Source organism: Bradyrhizobium sp. USDA 4473 (assembly GCF_054063335.1).
Map to the genome: position 1 here is coordinate 4,072,081 of NZ_JBSSGE010000001.1, position 16,384 is coordinate 4,088,464.

The 16,384-nt window shown below is 64.1% G+C and carries 17 protein-coding genes; 11 read left to right on the plus strand and 6 right to left on the minus strand.

All coding sequences use genetic code 11. From position 1 onward, the window contains the following. Positions 1 to 151: 151 nt before the first annotated feature. Together ACVW17_RS18860 and ACVW17_RS18865 are read left to right on the plus strand one after the other, a co-directional pair. Complete coding sequence (locus ACVW17_RS18860; RefSeq protein WP_456753264.1) at positions 152 to 808, plus strand: glutathione S-transferase; 657 nt, start codon at positions 152 to 154, stop codon at positions 806 to 808. A gap of 319 nt (positions 809 to 1,127) precedes the next feature. Continuing rightward, on the plus strand, positions 1,128 to 1,562 hold the full coding sequence (locus ACVW17_RS18865; RefSeq protein ID WP_456753265.1) for a cupin domain-containing protein: 435 nt from the start codon (positions 1,128 to 1,130) through the stop codon (positions 1,560 to 1,562). A 287-nt stretch (positions 1,563 to 1,849) separates the two neighbouring features. Here ACVW17_RS18865 and ACVW17_RS18870 read toward each other — a convergent pair whose 3' ends face one another. After that, on the minus strand, positions 1,850 to 2,071 hold the full coding sequence (locus ACVW17_RS18870) for a hypothetical protein (RefSeq protein ID WP_456753266.1): 222 nt from the start codon (positions 2,069 to 2,071) through the stop codon (positions 1,850 to 1,852). Between the two features lie 197 nt (positions 2,072 to 2,268). Between ACVW17_RS18870 and ACVW17_RS18875 the strand changes: the two genes are divergently transcribed. Beyond that, positions 2,269 to 2,640 carry a hypothetical protein gene (locus tag ACVW17_RS18875; protein ID WP_456756471.1) on the plus strand — a complete coding sequence of 124 codons (372 nt, stop codon included), beginning with the start codon at positions 2,269 to 2,271 and terminating at the stop codon, positions 2,638 to 2,640. A gap of 146 nt (positions 2,641 to 2,786) precedes the next feature. On the opposite strand, the gene ACVW17_RS18880 is transcribed toward ACVW17_RS18875, so the two are convergent. Both ACVW17_RS18880 and ACVW17_RS18885 read right to left on the minus strand, forming a co-directional pair. Further along, positions 2,787 to 3,890 carry a mandelate racemase/muconate lactonizing enzyme family protein gene (locus ACVW17_RS18880; protein ID WP_456753267.1) on the minus strand — a complete coding sequence of 368 codons (1,104 nt, stop codon included), beginning with the start codon at positions 3,888 to 3,890 and terminating at the stop codon, positions 2,787 to 2,789. Between the two features lie 306 nt (positions 3,891 to 4,196). Continuing rightward, positions 4,197 to 5,438 carry an ABC transporter substrate-binding protein gene (locus tag ACVW17_RS18885; RefSeq protein WP_456753268.1) on the minus strand — a complete coding sequence of 414 codons (1,242 nt, stop codon included), beginning with the start codon at positions 5,436 to 5,438 and terminating at the stop codon, positions 4,197 to 4,199. Positions 5,439 to 5,674: 236 nt separating this feature from the next. On the opposite strand from ACVW17_RS18885, the gene ACVW17_RS18890 reads away from it, so the two are divergent. Further along, positions 5,675 to 6,514, plus strand: coding sequence for an AraC family transcriptional regulator (locus ACVW17_RS18890; RefSeq protein ID WP_456753269.1), 840 nt, complete (start codon positions 5,675 to 5,677; stop codon positions 6,512 to 6,514). Between the two features lie 270 nt (positions 6,515 to 6,784). Here the strand turns inward: ACVW17_RS18890 and ACVW17_RS18895 are convergent, their stop codons facing one another. Beyond that, complete coding sequence (locus ACVW17_RS18895) at positions 6,785 to 6,958, minus strand: hypothetical protein (protein ID WP_456753270.1); 174 nt, start codon at positions 6,956 to 6,958, stop codon at positions 6,785 to 6,787. Between ACVW17_RS18895 and ACVW17_RS18900 the strand changes: the two genes are divergently transcribed. Further along, positions 6,957 to 8,321 carry a class-II fumarase/aspartase family protein gene (locus ACVW17_RS18900; RefSeq protein ID WP_456753271.1) on the plus strand — a complete coding sequence of 455 codons (1,365 nt, stop codon included), beginning with the start codon at positions 6,957 to 6,959 and terminating at the stop codon, positions 8,319 to 8,321. The two genes, ACVW17_RS18895 and ACVW17_RS18900, sit on opposite strands and share 2 nt — an antisense overlap. Positions 8,322 to 8,410: 89 nt before the next feature. Here ACVW17_RS18900 and ACVW17_RS18905 read toward each other — a convergent pair whose 3' ends face one another. Together ACVW17_RS18905 and ACVW17_RS18910 are read right to left on the minus strand one after the other, a co-directional pair. Beyond that, positions 8,411 to 9,424: an IS30 family transposase gene (locus tag ACVW17_RS18905; RefSeq protein WP_456797782.1), complete on the minus strand. Its 1,014-nt coding sequence runs from the start codon at positions 9,422 to 9,424 to the stop codon at positions 8,411 to 8,413. A gap of 168 nt (positions 9,425 to 9,592) precedes the next feature. Continuing rightward, positions 9,593 to 10,603 carry a polyprenyl synthetase family protein gene (locus ACVW17_RS18910; protein ID WP_456753272.1) on the minus strand — a complete coding sequence of 337 codons (1,011 nt, stop codon included), beginning with the start codon at positions 10,601 to 10,603 and terminating at the stop codon, positions 9,593 to 9,595. Between the two features lie 135 nt (positions 10,604 to 10,738). On the opposite strand from ACVW17_RS18910, the gene ACVW17_RS18915 reads away from it, so the two are divergent. From ACVW17_RS18915 to glyS, 6 genes are all read left to right on the plus strand, one after another. Next, a complete protein-coding gene (locus ACVW17_RS18915) occupies positions 10,739 to 10,966 on the plus strand; it encodes a putative signal transducing protein (protein ID WP_456753273.1) in 228 nt (75 codons plus the stop codon). Next, the gene (locus ACVW17_RS18920; RefSeq protein ID WP_456753274.1) at positions 10,959 to 11,726 is read left to right on the plus strand and encodes a tRNA1(Val) (adenine(37)-N6)-methyltransferase; all 768 of its coding nucleotides are present in this window, start codon (positions 10,959 to 10,961) and stop codon (positions 11,724 to 11,726) included. The genes ACVW17_RS18915 and ACVW17_RS18920 overlap by 8 nt, the downstream gene beginning before the upstream one ends. Before the next feature lie 243 nt (positions 11,727 to 11,969). Beyond that, positions 11,970 to 12,905: a S49 family peptidase gene (locus tag ACVW17_RS18925; protein WP_456753275.1), complete on the plus strand. Its 936-nt coding sequence runs from the start codon at positions 11,970 to 11,972 to the stop codon at positions 12,903 to 12,905. 116 nt (positions 12,906 to 13,021) lie between these two features. Next, on the plus strand, positions 13,022 to 13,213 hold the full coding sequence (locus tag ACVW17_RS18930) for a hypothetical protein (RefSeq protein ID WP_456756472.1): 192 nt from the start codon (positions 13,022 to 13,024) through the stop codon (positions 13,211 to 13,213). A 137-nt stretch (positions 13,214 to 13,350) separates the two neighbouring features. Next, positions 13,351 to 14,286: a glycine--tRNA ligase subunit alpha gene (locus tag ACVW17_RS18935; protein ID WP_456753276.1), complete on the plus strand. Its 936-nt coding sequence runs from the start codon at positions 13,351 to 13,353 to the stop codon at positions 14,284 to 14,286. Beyond that, positions 14,286 to 16,382: a glycine--tRNA ligase subunit beta gene (gene glyS / locus ACVW17_RS18940; RefSeq protein WP_456753277.1), complete on the plus strand. Its 2,097-nt coding sequence runs from the start codon at positions 14,286 to 14,288 to the stop codon at positions 16,380 to 16,382. The genes ACVW17_RS18935 and glyS overlap by 1 nt, the downstream gene beginning before the upstream one ends. The last annotated feature ends 2 nt before the right edge of the window (positions 16,383 to 16,384 follow it).

Genomic DNA, 16,384 nt, shown 5'->3' on the forward strand with positions numbered 1-16,384 from the left:
GCCAAGCAATATCGAGGCCAGAGGTGGGCCGACTGCCCGGCAAATTGGCACGTCGCTTGCTGCAAAAACGAACGGCTCCCGAGGGGCGCGGCGGTTGGACCGCTCGCAGGGTCCGGGAGCCAAGCATGCGTTCAGGCGTGAGGACACCGAAATGGCGAAGGCGACGCTCACCATCAGCAGCAAGAATTACTCGTCCTGGTCGCTGCGCGGCTGGTTGCTGGCCAAATTCGCCGGGCTGGAGTTCGACGAGGTGGTGACCGCGCCCGATGACCCCTCGGCGCGGGCCGAACTGCTGCTGCTGTCGTCGTCGATCCTGGTGCCCTGCCTGCGCCATGAGGGCGCAACCGTCTGGGACACGCTGGCGATCGGCGAGTACCTCAACGAGATCATGCCACATGCCGGGCTGTTGCCGGAAGACCGGATCCAGCGCGCGCATTGCCGCTCGATCTCGGGCGAAATCCATTCCGGCTTCACCACGCTGCGGTCCTCGCTCCCCGTCAATCTCAAGGGCCACTTCCCCGGCTTCAAGATCTGGTCGCGGGCGCAGGCCGATATCGAGCGCGTCTGCGCGATCTGGCGGGATTGCCTCGACAAGTCCGGCGGGCCATTCCTGTTCGGCGAACGCCGCACCATGGCGGATGCGATGTATGCGCCGGTGGTGACCCGCTTCATGACCTATGACGTCAAGCTCGATCCCGTCCTCGCGGCCTATGCCAGGACCATCATGGCGATGCCCGAGATGCAGGAATGGGTCGAGGCGGCGAAGGCCGAGCCGGCCGACGTCGAGGAGCTCGAGGTCGAATATTAGGCAGTGCGCCTCCGGCCTGCCTGGGCCGGCGGCTCAAGCTCCAGGCAAGCCTTGCTCAATCGACATGCCATCGGCGCCAGGCATCGGCGCCGCGCGGCGGGCGTGCCAGGCAGCGGCCGAGCGCAAATTCGGGCCTTGCCCCAGATGCTTCCGCCGCGACATCGGCACATCGCGGGACCGATCGCCGCGGCCCGACCGGGCTGGCAAGGATTTCGCATAGCAACAACCGAGCTGTGACCGCGACGATGCGACGCTGCCGAAAATTTGGACGCTGAGCCGCGCCGCGATCTCGCGAACACGAGAACCGTGGAGGCTTGAAATGAACCAGCACGCCGTCGTCAGCAAATTCTCCCACGTCAAACCCGGTGACACCGAGTTCAAGGGCGGAGGTCTGCGCGACTTCTTCCTGTATCGCGATCTCGGGATCGCCGATGCCACCGGCGGGCAGGTGATCTGCCACCTGGTCAAGGCCAATCCCGACATGCCGCCGGAAGAGGGCACCGGCTGGCACAAGCATCTGTGCGATTTTCAGATCGTCATCATGACCAAGGGCTGGGCCCGCTTCATGTACGAGGACAAGGAGACGCTGGTCGAGGCCGGCGACGTCATCCATCAGCGTCCCGGCATCACCCACTATCTGTTCGATTACTCGAAGGACATGGAATACCTCGAGATCGTCAGCCCCGCCGACTTCAAGACCGTGGATGTGCCGCCGGCGACCGAGACCGTGCCGCCGACCACGCCGTGGAAATGATCGTCAAGGAGGACGGAGAAAGGGATCGCGATGTCGTCTGCGGAGGAATTAACCCTTGTTGTCGGCCGCTGGCTGCGGCCGATCGTCATGCTTCTGTATGTGGTGCGCCGCGTCGGGCTGATGACCACATCTAGCCGTGAACAACGGAGTACGGCTCTCGATCAGTGATTCGGACGCGGTTCGTTCCATCCGCGTTCCAAATCTTAAAGCGCAGCGCGTGCGCGTCGCGTTTTGAAACAGCATGCATGGTCCCGAAGGACCATGCGCAACAACGGCGCCTCACGGGATCAGGCCAGCGGTTGCTTCTCGCGCGGCTTCCGCCAGGCGATGACGTTGGCCTCCAGCGCGCCACCTGTCGTGTCATTGCGCCATTGGCCGTCGACGAAGCGGCAGGCGAACGGTAGCTGATACGTCCCGCTGTGATCCTCACAAAGCACTTCCACGCGTTGTTCCGGCGAAGGTTCGCCATTGCCGTCGAATTGCGCCAACCGTTTTTCGCGCGTTGCCATGCGATCTGTCTCCACTGCCCAAGGTCGAGCCAAAAGGGGTCGAACCAAACAAAGTTCCGAAGGCCCCCGTCCCCACGAGTAGTCCCCGTAATGAGTGCAGCACACCGCTCGAATGCGGTTTCAGTGTGGTATGTCTGCCCGGCTTTCTGCGTCGCGAGCACAAAACTGTGAATGACGCATGTGATGGGGGGATGCCGATGATCGCGCGATTTGTCTTTGCCTTGCTCGTGCCGCTCGCACTCGCGCTGGTCGGAACCGCGCACGCGCAGGACATACCCGGCATCGAGATCTGCACCGTCGAGAAAACCATGGAGCGGCGCACCAGCTGCCTGCAGAGCAATGTCGATTTCCTGCAAAAGACGATCGGCAAGCTCACCACGGATCACCAACAGAAGCTCGACGCGGCCAACCGGCAGATCGCGAGCTTGCAGAGCATGGTGGCAAGCTTACAAAAGCTCGCCACCGATTTGCAGGCGGCGCAGGCCAAGCTGGCCGAGGATCTGAAGAAGAAAGCCGACGCGCCGCCGGCAAAGGAGGCCGCGCCTGCGGCAAAGGACGGGACGAAATAGTACACCGTCATTGCGAGCCACCCGCTCGGCGCGAAGCGCCGCCGGATGACAGGCTCCGCGAAGCAATCCATCGCTCAGCTTGCCGAGCCGTGGATTGCTTCGTCGCTTCGCTCCTCGCAATGACGGCGGAAAGAGCCGTGCACTCGTCACGCCACCCGATATGTCTCCATCACGTGGCGATCCGGCTCATAGCCGAGCCCGGAGCCCTGCGGCACGGCGACATGGCCGCTGGCGTCGACAGCGATGCGGTCGCCCCACAGGCAGGCGGGGCGCTTCATGAAGAACACCTCGATCAGGCCCGAGTCACGGATCGCCATCAGATGCAGCGTGGCGAGGAAGCCCGGCCCGAAATAGGGCGAGTGCGGAATCACCTGGACGCCGAACTCGTCGGCGAGCACGGCGACGCGCAGGAATTCGGTGACGCCGCCGACCTTGATCACCGACGGCTGCGCATGACTGACCGCGCCCGCGGTCATCATCTGGCGGAATTGATGCACGGTGCAGGCGTTCTCGCCGGCCGCGATATCGAGCCGGCCTTCTCTGCGCACCTCGGCGAGCGTGGCAAAATCTTCCGGCGGCCAGACCGGCTCCTCCAGAAACAGCGGCGCGGCCTGTTTGCAGTCGCGCGCGAACTGGATCGCCGCCGGCCCATCCAGCGGGCAGTTCATGTCGACCATCAGCGGCACGCCGGGGCCGATCGCCTCGCGCGCGGCTGACACCGCGGGCACGGTGCTCTCGTGCAGCTTGATCGCGGAGTAACCGAGCTTGATCGCCTTCTTGCATTCGGCGGCGATATGGGTCGGATTGCCGATCCGCATCAGGCTCGCATAGGCCGGGATCGTGCTGCGCTTGGCGCCGCCGATCAATTGATGCAGCGGCACGCCCTTCACCTTGCCGGCGAGATCCCACAGCGCGATGTCGAGCGCAGAGATCGCAAACATCGTGATGCCGTAGCGGCCGAACAGATGCAGATTGCGCTGGATCTGCTCCATCGCGGCAGGAATCTGGGCGGCATCGGGCACCTCGAGGCCGCGGGCCTGCGGCGCGATCATCTCGGCGACCGCCGTGCAGCTGGTCTTCGGACAGACATAGGCGAAGGCATCGCCCCAGCCGGTCAGGCCGGCATCGGTCGACACCTCGACCAGCACCATGTCGAGCGCGGAGATCGCGGACGCGCCCTGGCGGAAGCTTGCGGGGCCTGCGTCATAGGGAATACGGATATGGTGGGCGCGGACGTCGGTGATTTTCATTGTTGTTGTCCTTCCGATCGCAGGATGTGCCTTTGGGTCGCGATGGCCGGACACTCCGGCCTCAGTGCGGCGCCGGGTCTGATCGGCCGGGTTCCGGCCATCGCAAATCTTCCTTGCGAAAATCTTGCGCGTGAATCGTGTCGAAGACGTGGATGCCCGGCGCGGTGCCGGGCATCATGAAGCCCAAAGTTGTGGCGGTGGGCCTTCAGATCATGATGCGCTTCCACGGAATCGCATCATGATCTCAACTCTTTGTTTGAGCATGATCTTTTCGGAAAACCGGTTTCCACTTTTCCGGATCATGCTCTAAGAGCTCTTCTCGCCGCTCATCACGGGGCCGAACCGCTCCCAGCTCTCGCCCTTGAAGCGCATCATCTGCAACTGCTCGATCGGCGCATAGTCGTCCGGCCCGGTCTTGATCTTGGTGCCGGGCAGATAGATGCCGATCTCGAAATTGAGGCTGGCTGCCTGCTTCATCAGGTTCTCGCGGGTGAGATTGTCGCCGCATTGCCGCAGCACCTGCTCGAGCCCCTTGGCGACACCGTAGCCGAACACGGTCGAGGCGTCGTCCTGATCGCCTTCGGGATACCATTTGGTCATGAAGCTGCGCCACTCGACCATGGCGGGATCGTTCTTCCACTCGGGGTCCTTGGGATCCTTGAGATACTGCGTGGACAGGATGCCCTGACTCGCCTCGTAGCCGGCCGGCTTCATCACGCCGCCGATCGAGACCGAGACGTTGGTCAGGAACTGCACCGGATGCCAGTCCAGCTCGGCGGCCTTCTTGATCGCCTGCGCCGCGAATTTCGGCGTCGCGATGTTGACGAAGATGTCGGGGTTGGCGCCCTTGATCTGCACGATCTGCGAATCCACCGTCGGCGACGAGGTCTCGTAGGAGGATTCGACGACGATCAGTTTCTTCGCCGCGTCGCCGAGCCCCTCATGCAGGCCGATCAGATAGTCCTTGCCGAAATCGTCGTTCTGGTAGAGCACGCCGATGGTCTTGCCGGGATATTTGTCCAGGATGTATTTGGCATAGATGCGCGCCTCGACCTGGTAGCTCGGCTGCCAGCCCATGGTCCACGGAAAATTCTTCGCATCGTTCCACTTGGCGGCGCCGGTGGAGACGAACAGCTGCGGCACCTTCTTGGCATTCATGTATTTCTGGATCGCCGTGTTGCCCGGCGTGCCCAGCGGATTGAAGATCAACAGCACCTCGTCGCTCTCGACCAGCTTGCGGGCCTGCTCGACCATCTTCGGCGGCGAGTAGGCGTCGTCATAGGAGATGAAATTGACCTTGCGGCCGTTGATGCCGCCTTCGCTGTTGAGCTTGTTGAAATAGGCCGCTTCCGTCTTGCCGATCGTGGCGTAGGCGGACGCCGGGCCGGAATAGGGCATGATGTTGCCGACCTTGATCTCGGTGTCGGTAGCGCCCGGATCGTATTTCTTCTGCGCGCTGGCGGCGGTTGCGACGGCGATCGTCAACAGCCCCGCAAGCGCCGCCGACTTGACGCGGTTGGCATAGCTCAAGCGTTGGTGGTGCATCATTGTCCTCCCTGACATGCTGGCCGCGGCTCGTGCAGTCTTGATTTTGGGCTGCTTGATGAGCCGTCGGATCGATGCAACTGCGAGTATGCACGATTGCATCATTGTTGCCAGCGACGGCTTTGGGCTAAAATTTCGCTGAGCGGAACCAGGGTTTCGCGGCTGTGCAGCAAGGATTGTCAAGCGCCGCAGGCCGCAACCATGCATGATGCCCGCGCTTTGCAGGAAAGCTGTCGTCCATGAATCCAGCCCAGAAGGCGCTCTGGTACATCGAAAGTCACCTCCGCAGGTCGCTGACGCTCGACGACATCGCGGCCGTTGCCGGCGTCTCGCGCTTCCATCTGGTGCGGGCGTTCGCGGAGGCGACCGGGTTCTCGGTGATGCGCTACGTGCGGGCGCGCCGTCTCAGCGAGGCCGCGCGCGAGCTCGCGGCCGGTGCGCCCGATATCCTCACGCTGGCGCTGGATGCGGATTACGGCTCCCACGAAGCGTTCACCCGCGCGTTCCGCGACCATTTCGGCGTCACGCCCGAAGCCGTGCGCGCGACCACGTGCCTGACCAAGCTCAAGCTGCAGGAGCCGATCACCATGATCTCGACCGCTCTCGACCACATCGATCCGCCACGCATCGCGACCGGTAAGGCGTTTCTCGTTGCCGGTGTCGGCGAGCGCTACAACCACGCCAATGACAGCACGGCCGGCATTCCGAACCAGTGGCATGGTTTCCACCAGCAATGCGCGCATATTCCGCGTCAGGTCGGCCGGGTCGTCTACGGGGTCTGCTGCAATGGCGATGACGCCGGCAATTTCGACTACATCGCCGGTGTCGAGGTCGCCGATTTCTCCGACCTGCCGCGCGAGTTCGCGTGCGTCCGGATTCCGGCGCAGAAATATGTGGTGTTCACCCATGCGGACCACATCTCGACCATCCGCCGCACCGTCAACACGATCTGGAACAGGTGGCTGCCGCAATCCGGCATGAAGGTCGCAGACGCGCCGAACTTCGAGCGCTACGACGAGAAATTCGACAAGAACACCGGCAATGGCGGGCTGGAGATCTGGGTGCCGGTGGAGGAGTAGGCGTTTCCTACCTCGTTTGATGCGCGTCCCCCTTGCTCGTCATTCCGGGGCTCGCGAAGCGAGAGACCGGAATCCATTAGGCCGCGGAGCAAGTGGAGCAATGGATTCCGGGTTCGCCGCTTTGCGGCGCCCCGGAATGACGGGGGAGAGGCGAATCGGATGGGTGGAGCGCAGCGATACCCATCATCGTGCCGCGGATACGGGTTGATGGGTTTCGCTTCGCTCTATCCATCCTACGGCTGGGTGCCTGTGGAGGAGGGGCCGCCGCGCTCACGCAGAGCGGTCGCGGCGCAGCCGCATCGAAAAGGTGAAGCGGTCGGCCGGGTGCACGGTCGCGGATATTTCGACGATGTTGCCCGTCTGATCCAGATAGCGCCTGACATGAAATAAAAGGATTATGTCCGGACATAAAAAATGCCGGCCGTCATCTTGGGAGGTTTCCATGCGCGCCACCGTTCCGACCGCCACGACGGTTCTCGACTCGATTCTGTTTCGTGACGCCTTCGGCACGCCGGTCATGCGCGAGATCTTCTCGGACTATTCGCTGATCTCCCGCTACGCCGAGGTCGAGATCGCGCTCGCCAGGGCGGAGGCGCGCTGCGGCGTCATTCCTTCGGATGCAGCCGATGAGATCGCAAGGCGGACCGACGTCGCGGCGCTCGATTTCGATCTGCTGCGCCAGGAAACCGACATCGTCGGCTACCCGATCCTGCCACTGGTGCATCAGATGGCAAAGCAATGCGGCGAAGCCGGCCGCTATGTGCATTGGGGCGCGACCACGCAGGACATCATGGACAGCGCCGTGATCCTGCAGGTCCGCGCCGGCCTTGAGATCATCGAGCAGGACATCTCGGAGCTGCGCAAGATCCTCGCGGATCTCTCGAAGCGGCATCGCGATACGCCGATGGCCGGCCGCACCCATCTGCAACAAGCGCTGCCGGTCACCTTCGGCTACAAATGCGCGATCTGGCTTGCGATGTTCGATCGCCACGCCGAACGGCTCGCGCAATTGAAGCCACGCGTGCTGGTCGGCCAGTTCGCCGGTGCCGCCGGCACGCTGGCGTCGCTGGGCGACAAAGGTCTCGAGGTTCAGCAGGCGCTCTGCGAAGAGCTCGGCCTCGGCGTGCCGGTGTCTACCTGGCATGTGGCGCGCGACGGGCTCGCCGAAGTCGTGAACTTCTTTGCGCTGGTGACCGGCTCGCTCGGCAAGATCGCGCTCGACATCATGATCATGGCCTCGACCGAATTCGCCGAACTCTATGAGCCGTTCGTGAAGGGCCGCGGCGCGTCCTCCACCATGCCGCAGAAACGCAATCCGATCTCGTCGGAGCTGATGCTGGCGGCCGCCAAGGGCGTGCGCCAGCACGCCGGCCTGATGCTCGACGCGACGATCCAGGATTTCGAGCGGGCGACCGGACCCTGGCACGCCGAATGGATGGCGATCCCGGAGAGCTTCGTGCTGACCGCCGGCGCCCTGCATCAGGCCAAGTTCGCGCTCGGCGGCCTGATCGTCGACGAGGCGCGGATGGCGACCAATCTCGACATCAGCCGCGGCCTGATCGTGGCGGAAGCGGTGATGATGGGTCTCGCGCCGCAGCTCGGGCGCCAGGACGCGCACGACGTCGTCTACGACGCCTGCCGTCGCGCCAACGAGCAGCACATCTCGCTTGCGGACGCGCTCGCGGCCGATCCGCGGATTTCCTCGCGCATCGACCGCGCGACGATCGAGCACCTGACCTCGCCGCGAAACTATCTCGGCCTTGCGCCCGAGATGGTCGACCGCGTGCTGGCGAGCGTGGCGCGCTGATCCGTGCCCGCCTCGCGGGCGCAGGGCGACGCGGCTTGAGCGGGGGCGGGAGACGTCAGCTCAGAGTCGCCCGATGCCGTACGACATACTCAGTGTCGTCCCTGCGAAAGCAGGGAGGTGGATTCACACTCGAAGTGCAACACTTGAGAGAAGGCCTCGAGAGGGGTTTGGAAGTCAAGGCATTTGCGCGGGGTGTTGTTGTAGGCGTTGATCGACTGGCGGAGGCGGCGCGTCGGGAAGGTCGCGAGATCGGTTTTGCGTGGAATGAAGCGGCGCATCCGACCGATCGCATTCTCGATGCCGCCCTTCTGCCAGGGCGCGTGCGGATCGCAGAAGAAGGTCTCGATCGCGAGGCGGTGCAGCTCCAGGTGACAGGCGAACTCGGTCCCATTGTCGAAGGTAACGGTCTGGCACAGGCCTTCCGGCAAGGCAGCAAACAAGCGGACGAGATGACGGGCGATACCGCGCGCGAGCTTGCTGGCGATGCGGATGCCGAGCAGCAGGCGCGAGGTGCGCTCGTGCACGGTCAGGATCGCCTGACCGTATTTGGAGAACATCATCAGGTCGGCTTCCCAATGACCGGGGGCATTGCGATCGGCGGCCTCGATAGGCCGTTTGTTCAAGGAAACACGGCCTTCTATGAAGCTTGCGGGACTGCCGCCCTTCTTGCCGCGGTAGCCGCGTTTGCTCTTGCCGCGTGGCAGATAACGCCGCCAGCTGAAGTCCGAGGTGCGTCGGATCTGGGCGTATATGAAGCGGTAGATGGTCTCGTGGGAGATCACCTTGCGGCCGTGTTCGCGGGCCAGCCGGCCCGCGACCTGCTCGGGCGACCAGCCCCGACCAAGGCGCTCCAAGACCGCGCGGCGCAGGCCGGGCTCCCGTTCGAGGCGTACGCCCGTCCAGCGCCGCGCTCGCATCTGTTGCTGGGCATAGCTGGGTTTGTAGCCGACCTGGGCGCCAGAATTGCGGTTCAGCTCCCGAGAGATCGTTGATGGCGAGCGATCCAGAGCTGCCGCGATTTGCCGCACCGAGCTGCCATTGGCTGAAAGCCGGGCAATCTCGCATCGCTCGTCCAGGGATAGCTGCTCGTAACTCCGCCCCATCGCAACACCTCCTCAAGGAAGTGTTGCACTTCGTTTGTGAACTCAGGGGACCCATAACCACCAAGCGTGGTTGTTGCGCGATGCTGGAACGACGAGTCGCGTTCACCACACCCGCTGCGGAGTATGGGTCCCTGCTTTCGCAGGGACGACACAGTTGGTGTGGCGAGTTTAGTGCGATCTTGCCAGGCAGAACGCGACCACCTGTTCCAGCGCCGTCTTCATCGGTGACGACGGGAACAGCGCCAGCGCGTCGACGGCCATCGCGCCGTAATGCTGGGCGCGGCTGATGGTGTCTTCCAGCGCGCGGTGCTTGGTCATCAGTCCGATCGCGTGGTCGAGGTCGGCCGATCCGATCTCGCCGCGCTCGAGCGCGCGGATCCAGAATTGGCGCTCGGTGTCGTTGCCCCTGCGGAAGGCGAGCACCACCGGCAGCGTGATCTTGCCTTCGCGGAAATCGTCGCCGACATTCTTGCCGAGCTTGGCGGATTTGCCGCCATAGTCGAGCACGTCGTCGACGAGCTGGAAGGCGATGCCGAGATTCATGCCGACCGAGCGGCAGGCGGTCTGCTCGGCCTTCGGCCGGTTGGCGATCACGGGACCGACCTCGCAGGCGGCGGCGAACAGCTCCGCGGTCTTGCCGCGGATCACGGCGAGATATTCGTCCTCGGTGGTCGCGGTGTTCTTGGCGGCGGCGAGCTGCATCACCTCGCCCTCGGCGATGGTGGCGGCGGCCGCGGAGAGGATGTCGAGCGCGCGCAGCGAGCCGACCTCGACCATCATCCGGAAGGCCTGGCCGAGCAGGAAGTCGCCGACCAGCACGCTGGCCTCGTTGCCCCACAGCATCCGCGCGGACAATTTGCCGCGGCGCAGCTCGCTCTCGTCGACCACGTCGTCGTGCAGCAGGGTCGCGGTGTGCATGAACTCGACCGCGGCGGCGAGCTTGATATGGCCGTCGCCGCTGTAGTCGGCGAGCTGGGCCATCGCCAGCGTCAGGATCGGGCGCAGCCGTTTTCCCCCGGAGGAGATCAGATGGTTGGCGACCTCGGGGATCATGGTGACTTCGGAGCCGGTCCGCGAAATGATCGTCGCGTTGACGCGCTCCATGTCGGCGGCGACAAGTCCCACCAGCCCGTCGATCGAAGCATTGGACGGGCTTTCGAAGGGTACAATAACCGCCACGCTGGTCTCCAATTTTGCCGAATACGCATTATGCTCAGTGATAACAATAGAAACTGCGAAGGTTTGCGGCAAGGCCACGAAGTTGTTGACATGTGAGGCATTCGCTGCACTGCCGGGGCGACAGGAGAGCGTATTTTGCGGGAATTGGTACGGACCAATGACGTGGTGCTGGTCTCCGCCATCGGAGCGCTGCTCGACAGCGCTAACATCCATCATTTGGTTCTGGACCAGAACATGAGCATCATCGAGGGCTCGCTCGGCGTGCTGCCGCGGCGGATCCTGGTGCATGAGGACGACAACCACGAGGCCCGCCAGCTCCTGACCGACGCCGGCCTTGGTCATGAATTGCGGGCCGATGAGTAATTCGACCGCAGATGTCACCGAGGACGGTTTTCTCGGCGGGCAATTGCGGCTGCGCCAGCCCCGCAGCGGCCACCGCGCCGGCCATGACGCGATCCTGCTGGCCGCGGCGACACCGGCGCGCTCGGGTGAGCGCGTCGTCGATCTCGGCGCCGGGGTCGGTGCGGCCGGGCTCGCGGTGGCGCGGCGGGTGAGGGGGATCGATCTGGTCCTGGTCGAGATCGATCCTGGATTGGCCGAGCTGGCGCGGAATAACGCCGCCGCCAACGCGATCAAGGCCGACGTGATCGTGCTCGATGTCGAGGCCGGTGCCGCAGCCTTCGATGCGGCGGGCCTTGCGCCCGACAGTGCCGACGTTGTGCTGATGAACCCGCCGTTCAATGATGCCGACAGGCACCGCGCCTCGCCCGACGGTGTACGCCAGCGCGCCCATGTCGCGACCGCGACCACGCTGGCCAGCTGGGTCCACGCGGCGCGGCGGATCCTCAAGTCGAACGGGCAGCTTGCGCTGATCTGGCGTGCCGACGGGATCGCCGAAGTGCTGGCTGCGCTGGAGCGCGGCTTCGGCAGTCTCGAGATCCTGCCCGTTCACGGCGAGGCGGCGCGGCCTGCGATCCGAATCCTGGTGCGGGCGACCAAAGGCGGCCGGGCGCCGACGCGACTGCATGCCGCGCTGCTGCTCAATGAAGAGTCAGGGGTGCCCAATAAATGGGTGCAGGAGATCTTGGCTGGAAAGGGAGAATTGCCGCTGGCGCGGCGCTAGCGGACAGGCGAGCTGCCCGCGTGACTGGCACTAAATCACTGCGAAGCCGTTTCCGACTGGCGTTCCGGCGTCGAGGTGAAGCGAATCGCCATCAGCAACGTACCGATCAGCATAATCAGCAGATAGATCTTCATGATTTCCTCTCCGCCCGCGCGTTGCTTCCCCAATGGCAAAATGCAAAACGCGTTCCACGGAATCCAATGACAGTGGCGTGATAAAAAGTGGTTAATTCGAGGTAACGGCATGAGTGAACAAATAAGTGATCGCCAAGGCCATTCTGGAGCACATTCCGGAGGACGCTCGGGACTGCTCGAACGCGTGCAGGGAATGTTGCCGGCACGTTTCCGGCGCGGCACGGCGGTGGTGCCCGTCGTGCGGCTGTCGGGTGTGATCGGCGCGGTGACGCCGCTGCGGCCCGGCATGACGCTCTCGGGCGTTGCCAAGATGCTGGAGCGCGCCTTTGGCACGCGTAATGCCAAGGCGGTGGCGCTGGTGATCAATTCGCCGGGCGGCTCGCCGGTGCAGTCGCGCCAGATCTATCTGCGCATCCGGCAACTGGCGGCCGAGAAGAAGCTGCCGGTGCTGGTGTTCGCCGAGGATGTTGCAGCCTCCGGCGGCTACATGATCGCCTGCGCGGGCGATGAGATTTATTGCGACCCGTCCTCGATCCTCGGCTCGATCGGCGTGGTCGGCGGCAGCTTCGGCTTCCAGGAGGCGATCAAGAAGATCGGCGTCGAGCGGCGGCTGTACACGGCCGGCAGCCACAAGGCGATGCTCGATCCGTTCCTTCCCGAAAACCCCGACGACGTCGCCCGGCTGAAGACGATCCAGCGCGAGATCCATGCGACCTTCATCAACCTGGTGAAGCAGAGCCGCGGCAGCCGCCTGAAGGCCGCCGACGACGTGTTGTTCACCGGTGAATACTGGGCGGGCGAGACCGCGATCGGTCTCGGGCTTGCAGACAGCATCGGCGATCTCCGCTCCGTCTTGCGGGCCCGCTATGGCGAGAAGGTGCTGACCCCGGTGATCGCGCCCGCCAGCGGCGTGCTGTCCGGCCTGCTCGGCCGCAGAGCGCCGGGGGCGGGATCGCTGGCCGCGCTCGACGGCTTGGCCGGCTTGCCGGACGATCTGATCTCGGCGCTGGAAACACGGGCGATTTGGGCCAGATTCGGGCTCTGAACACGGGGATGTGAGCGCGCCATTTAGCCCCAGAACCGCGATTGCGGCGCAGCCTCGGTTGGGCGAGAATGCCTGCCATTGGGGGCCTGACCGACGTGAACGACAAGGATCGACCGATGCCGCCGCTGATTGCATTCGCAGGCGTCCTGGGTGGCCTGGCCGTGGTCCGCTGGGCATACAAGACGGCCGTCCGGATCAACCAGGAACTGGAAGAGGCGCGATTGTCCCGCGTGTCCGAGGCCACCCGTGCCAGCGAAATCAAGACCCTGCGCCGTGACCCCGTGACCGGGGCCTATCGCCCGGGCTAGCCACTCCTATCATTCCGGGTTCGCCTCTTCGAGGCGCCCCGGAATGACAAACGTCACCCCCATCGCCTTGATTCCATTGGCCGCCGCCGATACGGTCCCGCGCGTTTTCACACCCCCTCGCGAGATCGATTCCAACGATGGATGCCCTGCCTGACCACATGCGCCCGGAACGTTCGTTCCAGGGCTTCATCCTGGCTCTCCAGCGGTTCTGGGCCGAGCAGGGTTGCGTCATCCTGCAGCCCTACGACATGGAAATGGGCGCCGGCACCTTCCATCCCGCGACTACGCTGCGCGCGCTGGGGCCCAAGCCGTGGAACGCGGCCTATGTGCAGCCCTCGCGGCGGCCGAAGGACGGCCGCTATGGCGAAAACCCCAACCGGCTCCAGCACTACTACCAGTTCCAGGTGATCATGAAGCCGTCGCCGCCGAACCTTCAGGAATTGTACCTGAAGTCGCTGGCCGCGATCGGGATCGATTCGGCCATCCACGACATCCGCTTCGTCGAGGACGATTGGGAGAGCCCGACGCTGGGCGCCTGGGGCCTGGGCTGGGAATGCTGGTGCGACGGCATGGAGGTCTCGCAGTTCACCTACTTCCAGCAGGTCGCCGGCGTTGAATGCGCGCCGGTCGCGGGCGAGCTCACCTACGGGCTCGAGCGGCTCGCGATGTATGTGCAGGGCGTCGACCGCGTCTACGACCTCAACTTCAACGGGCGCGAGGGCGCCGAGAAGGTGACCTATGGCGACGTCTTCCTGCAGGCCGAGCAGGAATATTCGCGGCACAATTTCGAAGTTGCCGACACCGCGATGCTGTTCGAGCAGTTCAAAATGGCGGAAGAGGCCTGCCGCAAATATCTCGCCGCCGGCTGGCGCGACGGCAGCAACATGAAAGAACATCTGATGGCCTTGCCGGCCTACGACCAGTGCATCAAGGCGAGCCACGTCTTCAACCTGCTCGACGCTCGCGGCGTCATCTCGGTGACGGAGCGGCAGAGCTATATCGGGCGCGTGCGCGATCTGGCGAAAGCCTGCGGCGAGGCTTGGATCCACACTGAAACGGGCAGGGCGGTCTGATGCCCGATCTTCTCCTCGAACTGTTCTCCGAAGAAATCCCCGCGCGCATGCAGGCGAAGGCGGCGGACGATCTGCGCCGCATGGTGACCGACAGGCTCGTCGCCGAGGGCCTCGTCTATGAGGGTGCAAAAGCCTTCGCGACGCCGCGCCGCCTTGCACTGACCGTGCACGGCATTCCGGCGCGCCAGCCCGACCTGAAGACCGAACGTCGCGGCCCGAAGATCGGCGCCCCCGATGCGGCGGTGCAGGGCTTCCTGAAGGCGACCGGTCTCGCCTCGCTGGATGAAGCGAAGGTCCAGAAGGATGCAAAGGGCGATTTTTACATCGCGCTGATCGAAAAGCCCGGCCGCGCCGCGATCGACGTCATCGCCGAAATCCTGCCGGTGATCATCCGCACCTTCCCGTGGCCGAAGTCGATGCGCTGGGGCGAACGCTCGGCGAAATCAGGCTCGCTGTCCTGGGTCCGGCCGCTGCACTCGATCATCGCGACCTTTGGTCTTGAGACCGAGGAGCCCGATGTCGTGAAATTCTCGATCGACGGCATCGAAGCCGGGCAGACCACCTATGGCCACCGCTTCATGGCGCCGGGCGCGATTTCCGTTCGCCGCTTCGAGGATTACGAGGCCAAGCTGAAGGCCGCGAAAGTCATCCTCGATCCGCAGGCGCGCAAGGACATCATCGTCGCGGACGCCAAGGAGCTGGCGTTCGCGCAGGGCCTCGAACTGGTCGAGGACCAGGTCCTGGTCGACGAGGTCTCGGGCCTCGTCGAATGGCCTGTCGTGATGATGGGATCGTTCGAGAAGGAATTCTTGTCGATCCCGGATGAAGTGATCCGCGCCACCATCCGCAACAACCAGAAGTGCTTCGTCGTCCGGGATCCCAAGACGGGGAAATTGACCAACAAGTTCGTGTTGACCGCGAACATCGAGGCGCCCGACGGCGGCAAGACCATCGTCGCCGGCAATGAGCGCGTGATCCGTCCGCGGCTGAGCGACGCGAAATTCTTCTACGAGACCGATCTCAAGACCAAGCTGGAAGACCGGCTGCCGAAGTTCGAGCAGATCGTGTTCCACGAGAAGCTTGGCACCCAGGCTGCGCGCGTCAAGCGCATCGAGAAGCTCGCCGCCGAGATCGCGTCGCTGGTCGGCGCCGATGTCGAGAAGACCAAACGCGCCGCGCGCCTCGCCAAGGCGGATTTGCTGACCGAAGTGGTCGGCGAATTCCCCGAGTTGCAGGGCCTTATGGGGAAATACTACGCGCTGGCGCAGGGCGAGGATGCATCCGTCGCCGCGGCCAGCGAGGAACATTGGAAGCCGCAGGGGCCGACCGATCGCGTGCCGACCGATCCGGTCAGTGTCGCGGTGGCGCTGGCTGACAAGCTCGATACGCTCGCGGGATTCTGGTTGATCAATGAGAAGCCGACGGGATCGAAGGACCCGTTCGCGCTGCGCCGAGCGGCACTGGGCGCGATCAGGCTGATCGTCGAGAACACGTTGCGCCTGCCGATCCTGAAGGCGGCCAAATCCGCGTTGCTCGGACTGTCGGCCAAGGCCGATGCCGAAACGTTGCCGAACGATCTGCTCGCCTTCTTCGCCGATCGCCTGAAGGTTCAGCTTCGCGATCAGGGCGCGCGTCACGATCTCGTCGACGCCGTGTTCTCGCTCGGCGGCCAGGACGATCTCTTGCTCGTCGTTCGCCGCGTCGAGGCGCTCGGCAAATTCCTCGACAGCGACGACGGCAAGAACCTGCTCGCGGGCACAAAACGCGCCAGCAATATCCTCAGCATCGAGGAGAAGAAGGACAAGCGTGCGTTTGACGGCGCGCCTGACGCCGCGCTCTACAAGCTCGACGAAGAGAAGGCTCTGGCTGCGGCGATCGATCAGGTGAAGGCCGAGGCCTCCGCCGCTGTCGCGAAGGAAGACTTTGCCGCCGCGATGAGCGCTATGGCGAAGTTGCGTCCCGCGGTCGATGCGTTCTTCGACAAGGTCAAGGTCAACGACGAGGACACGAAAGTGCGTGAAAACCGCCTGAAGCTGCTCAACGAGATTCGCGCCGCAACCCGTGCGGTGGCGGATTTCTCCAGGATCGAAGGCTGACC

What these genes read in the sequence shown, in the direction of transcription:
- ACVW17_RS18920 (WP_456753274.1), top strand. Translation starts at nt 10,959, where the DNA reads ATGAGTAATTCGACCGCAGATGTCACCGAGGACGGTTTTCTCGGCGGG.
- ACVW17_RS18925 (WP_456753275.1), top strand. Translation starts at nt 11,970, where the DNA reads ATGAGTGAACAAATAAGTGATCGCCAAGGCCATTCTGGAGCACATTCC.
- ACVW17_RS18865 (WP_456753265.1), top strand. Translation starts at nt 1,128, where the DNA reads ATGAACCAGCACGCCGTCGTCAGCAAATTCTCCCACGTCAAACCCGGT.
- ACVW17_RS18905 (WP_456797782.1), bottom strand. Translation starts at nt 9,424, where the DNA reads ATGGGGCGGAGTTACGAGCAGCTATCCCTGGACGAGCGATGCGAGATT.
- ACVW17_RS18885 (WP_456753268.1), bottom strand. Translation starts at nt 5,438, where the DNA reads ATGATGCACCACCAACGCTTGAGCTATGCCAACCGCGTCAAGTCGGCG.
- glyS (WP_456753277.1), top strand. Translation starts at nt 14,286, where the DNA reads ATGCCCGATCTTCTCCTCGAACTGTTCTCCGAAGAAATCCCCGCGCGC.
- ACVW17_RS18870 (WP_456753266.1), bottom strand. Translation starts at nt 2,071, where the DNA reads ATGGCAACGCGCGAAAAACGGTTGGCGCAATTCGACGGCAATGGCGAA.
- ACVW17_RS18900 (WP_456753271.1), top strand. Translation starts at nt 6,957, where the DNA reads ATGCGCGCCACCGTTCCGACCGCCACGACGGTTCTCGACTCGATTCTG.
- ACVW17_RS18930 (WP_456756472.1), top strand. Translation starts at nt 13,022, where the DNA reads ATGCCGCCGCTGATTGCATTCGCAGGCGTCCTGGGTGGCCTGGCCGTG.
- ACVW17_RS18875 (WP_456756471.1), top strand. Translation starts at nt 2,269, where the DNA reads ATGATCGCGCGATTTGTCTTTGCCTTGCTCGTGCCGCTCGCACTCGCG.
- ACVW17_RS18890 (WP_456753269.1), top strand. Translation starts at nt 5,675, where the DNA reads ATGAATCCAGCCCAGAAGGCGCTCTGGTACATCGAAAGTCACCTCCGC.
- ACVW17_RS18880 (WP_456753267.1), bottom strand. Translation starts at nt 3,890, where the DNA reads ATGAAAATCACCGACGTCCGCGCCCACCATATCCGTATTCCCTATGAC.
- ACVW17_RS18860 (WP_456753264.1), top strand. Translation starts at nt 152, where the DNA reads ATGGCGAAGGCGACGCTCACCATCAGCAGCAAGAATTACTCGTCCTGG.
- ACVW17_RS18935 (WP_456753276.1), top strand. Translation starts at nt 13,351, where the DNA reads ATGGATGCCCTGCCTGACCACATGCGCCCGGAACGTTCGTTCCAGGGC.
- ACVW17_RS18895 (WP_456753270.1), bottom strand. Translation starts at nt 6,958, where the DNA reads ATGGAAACCTCCCAAGATGACGGCCGGCATTTTTTATGTCCGGACATA.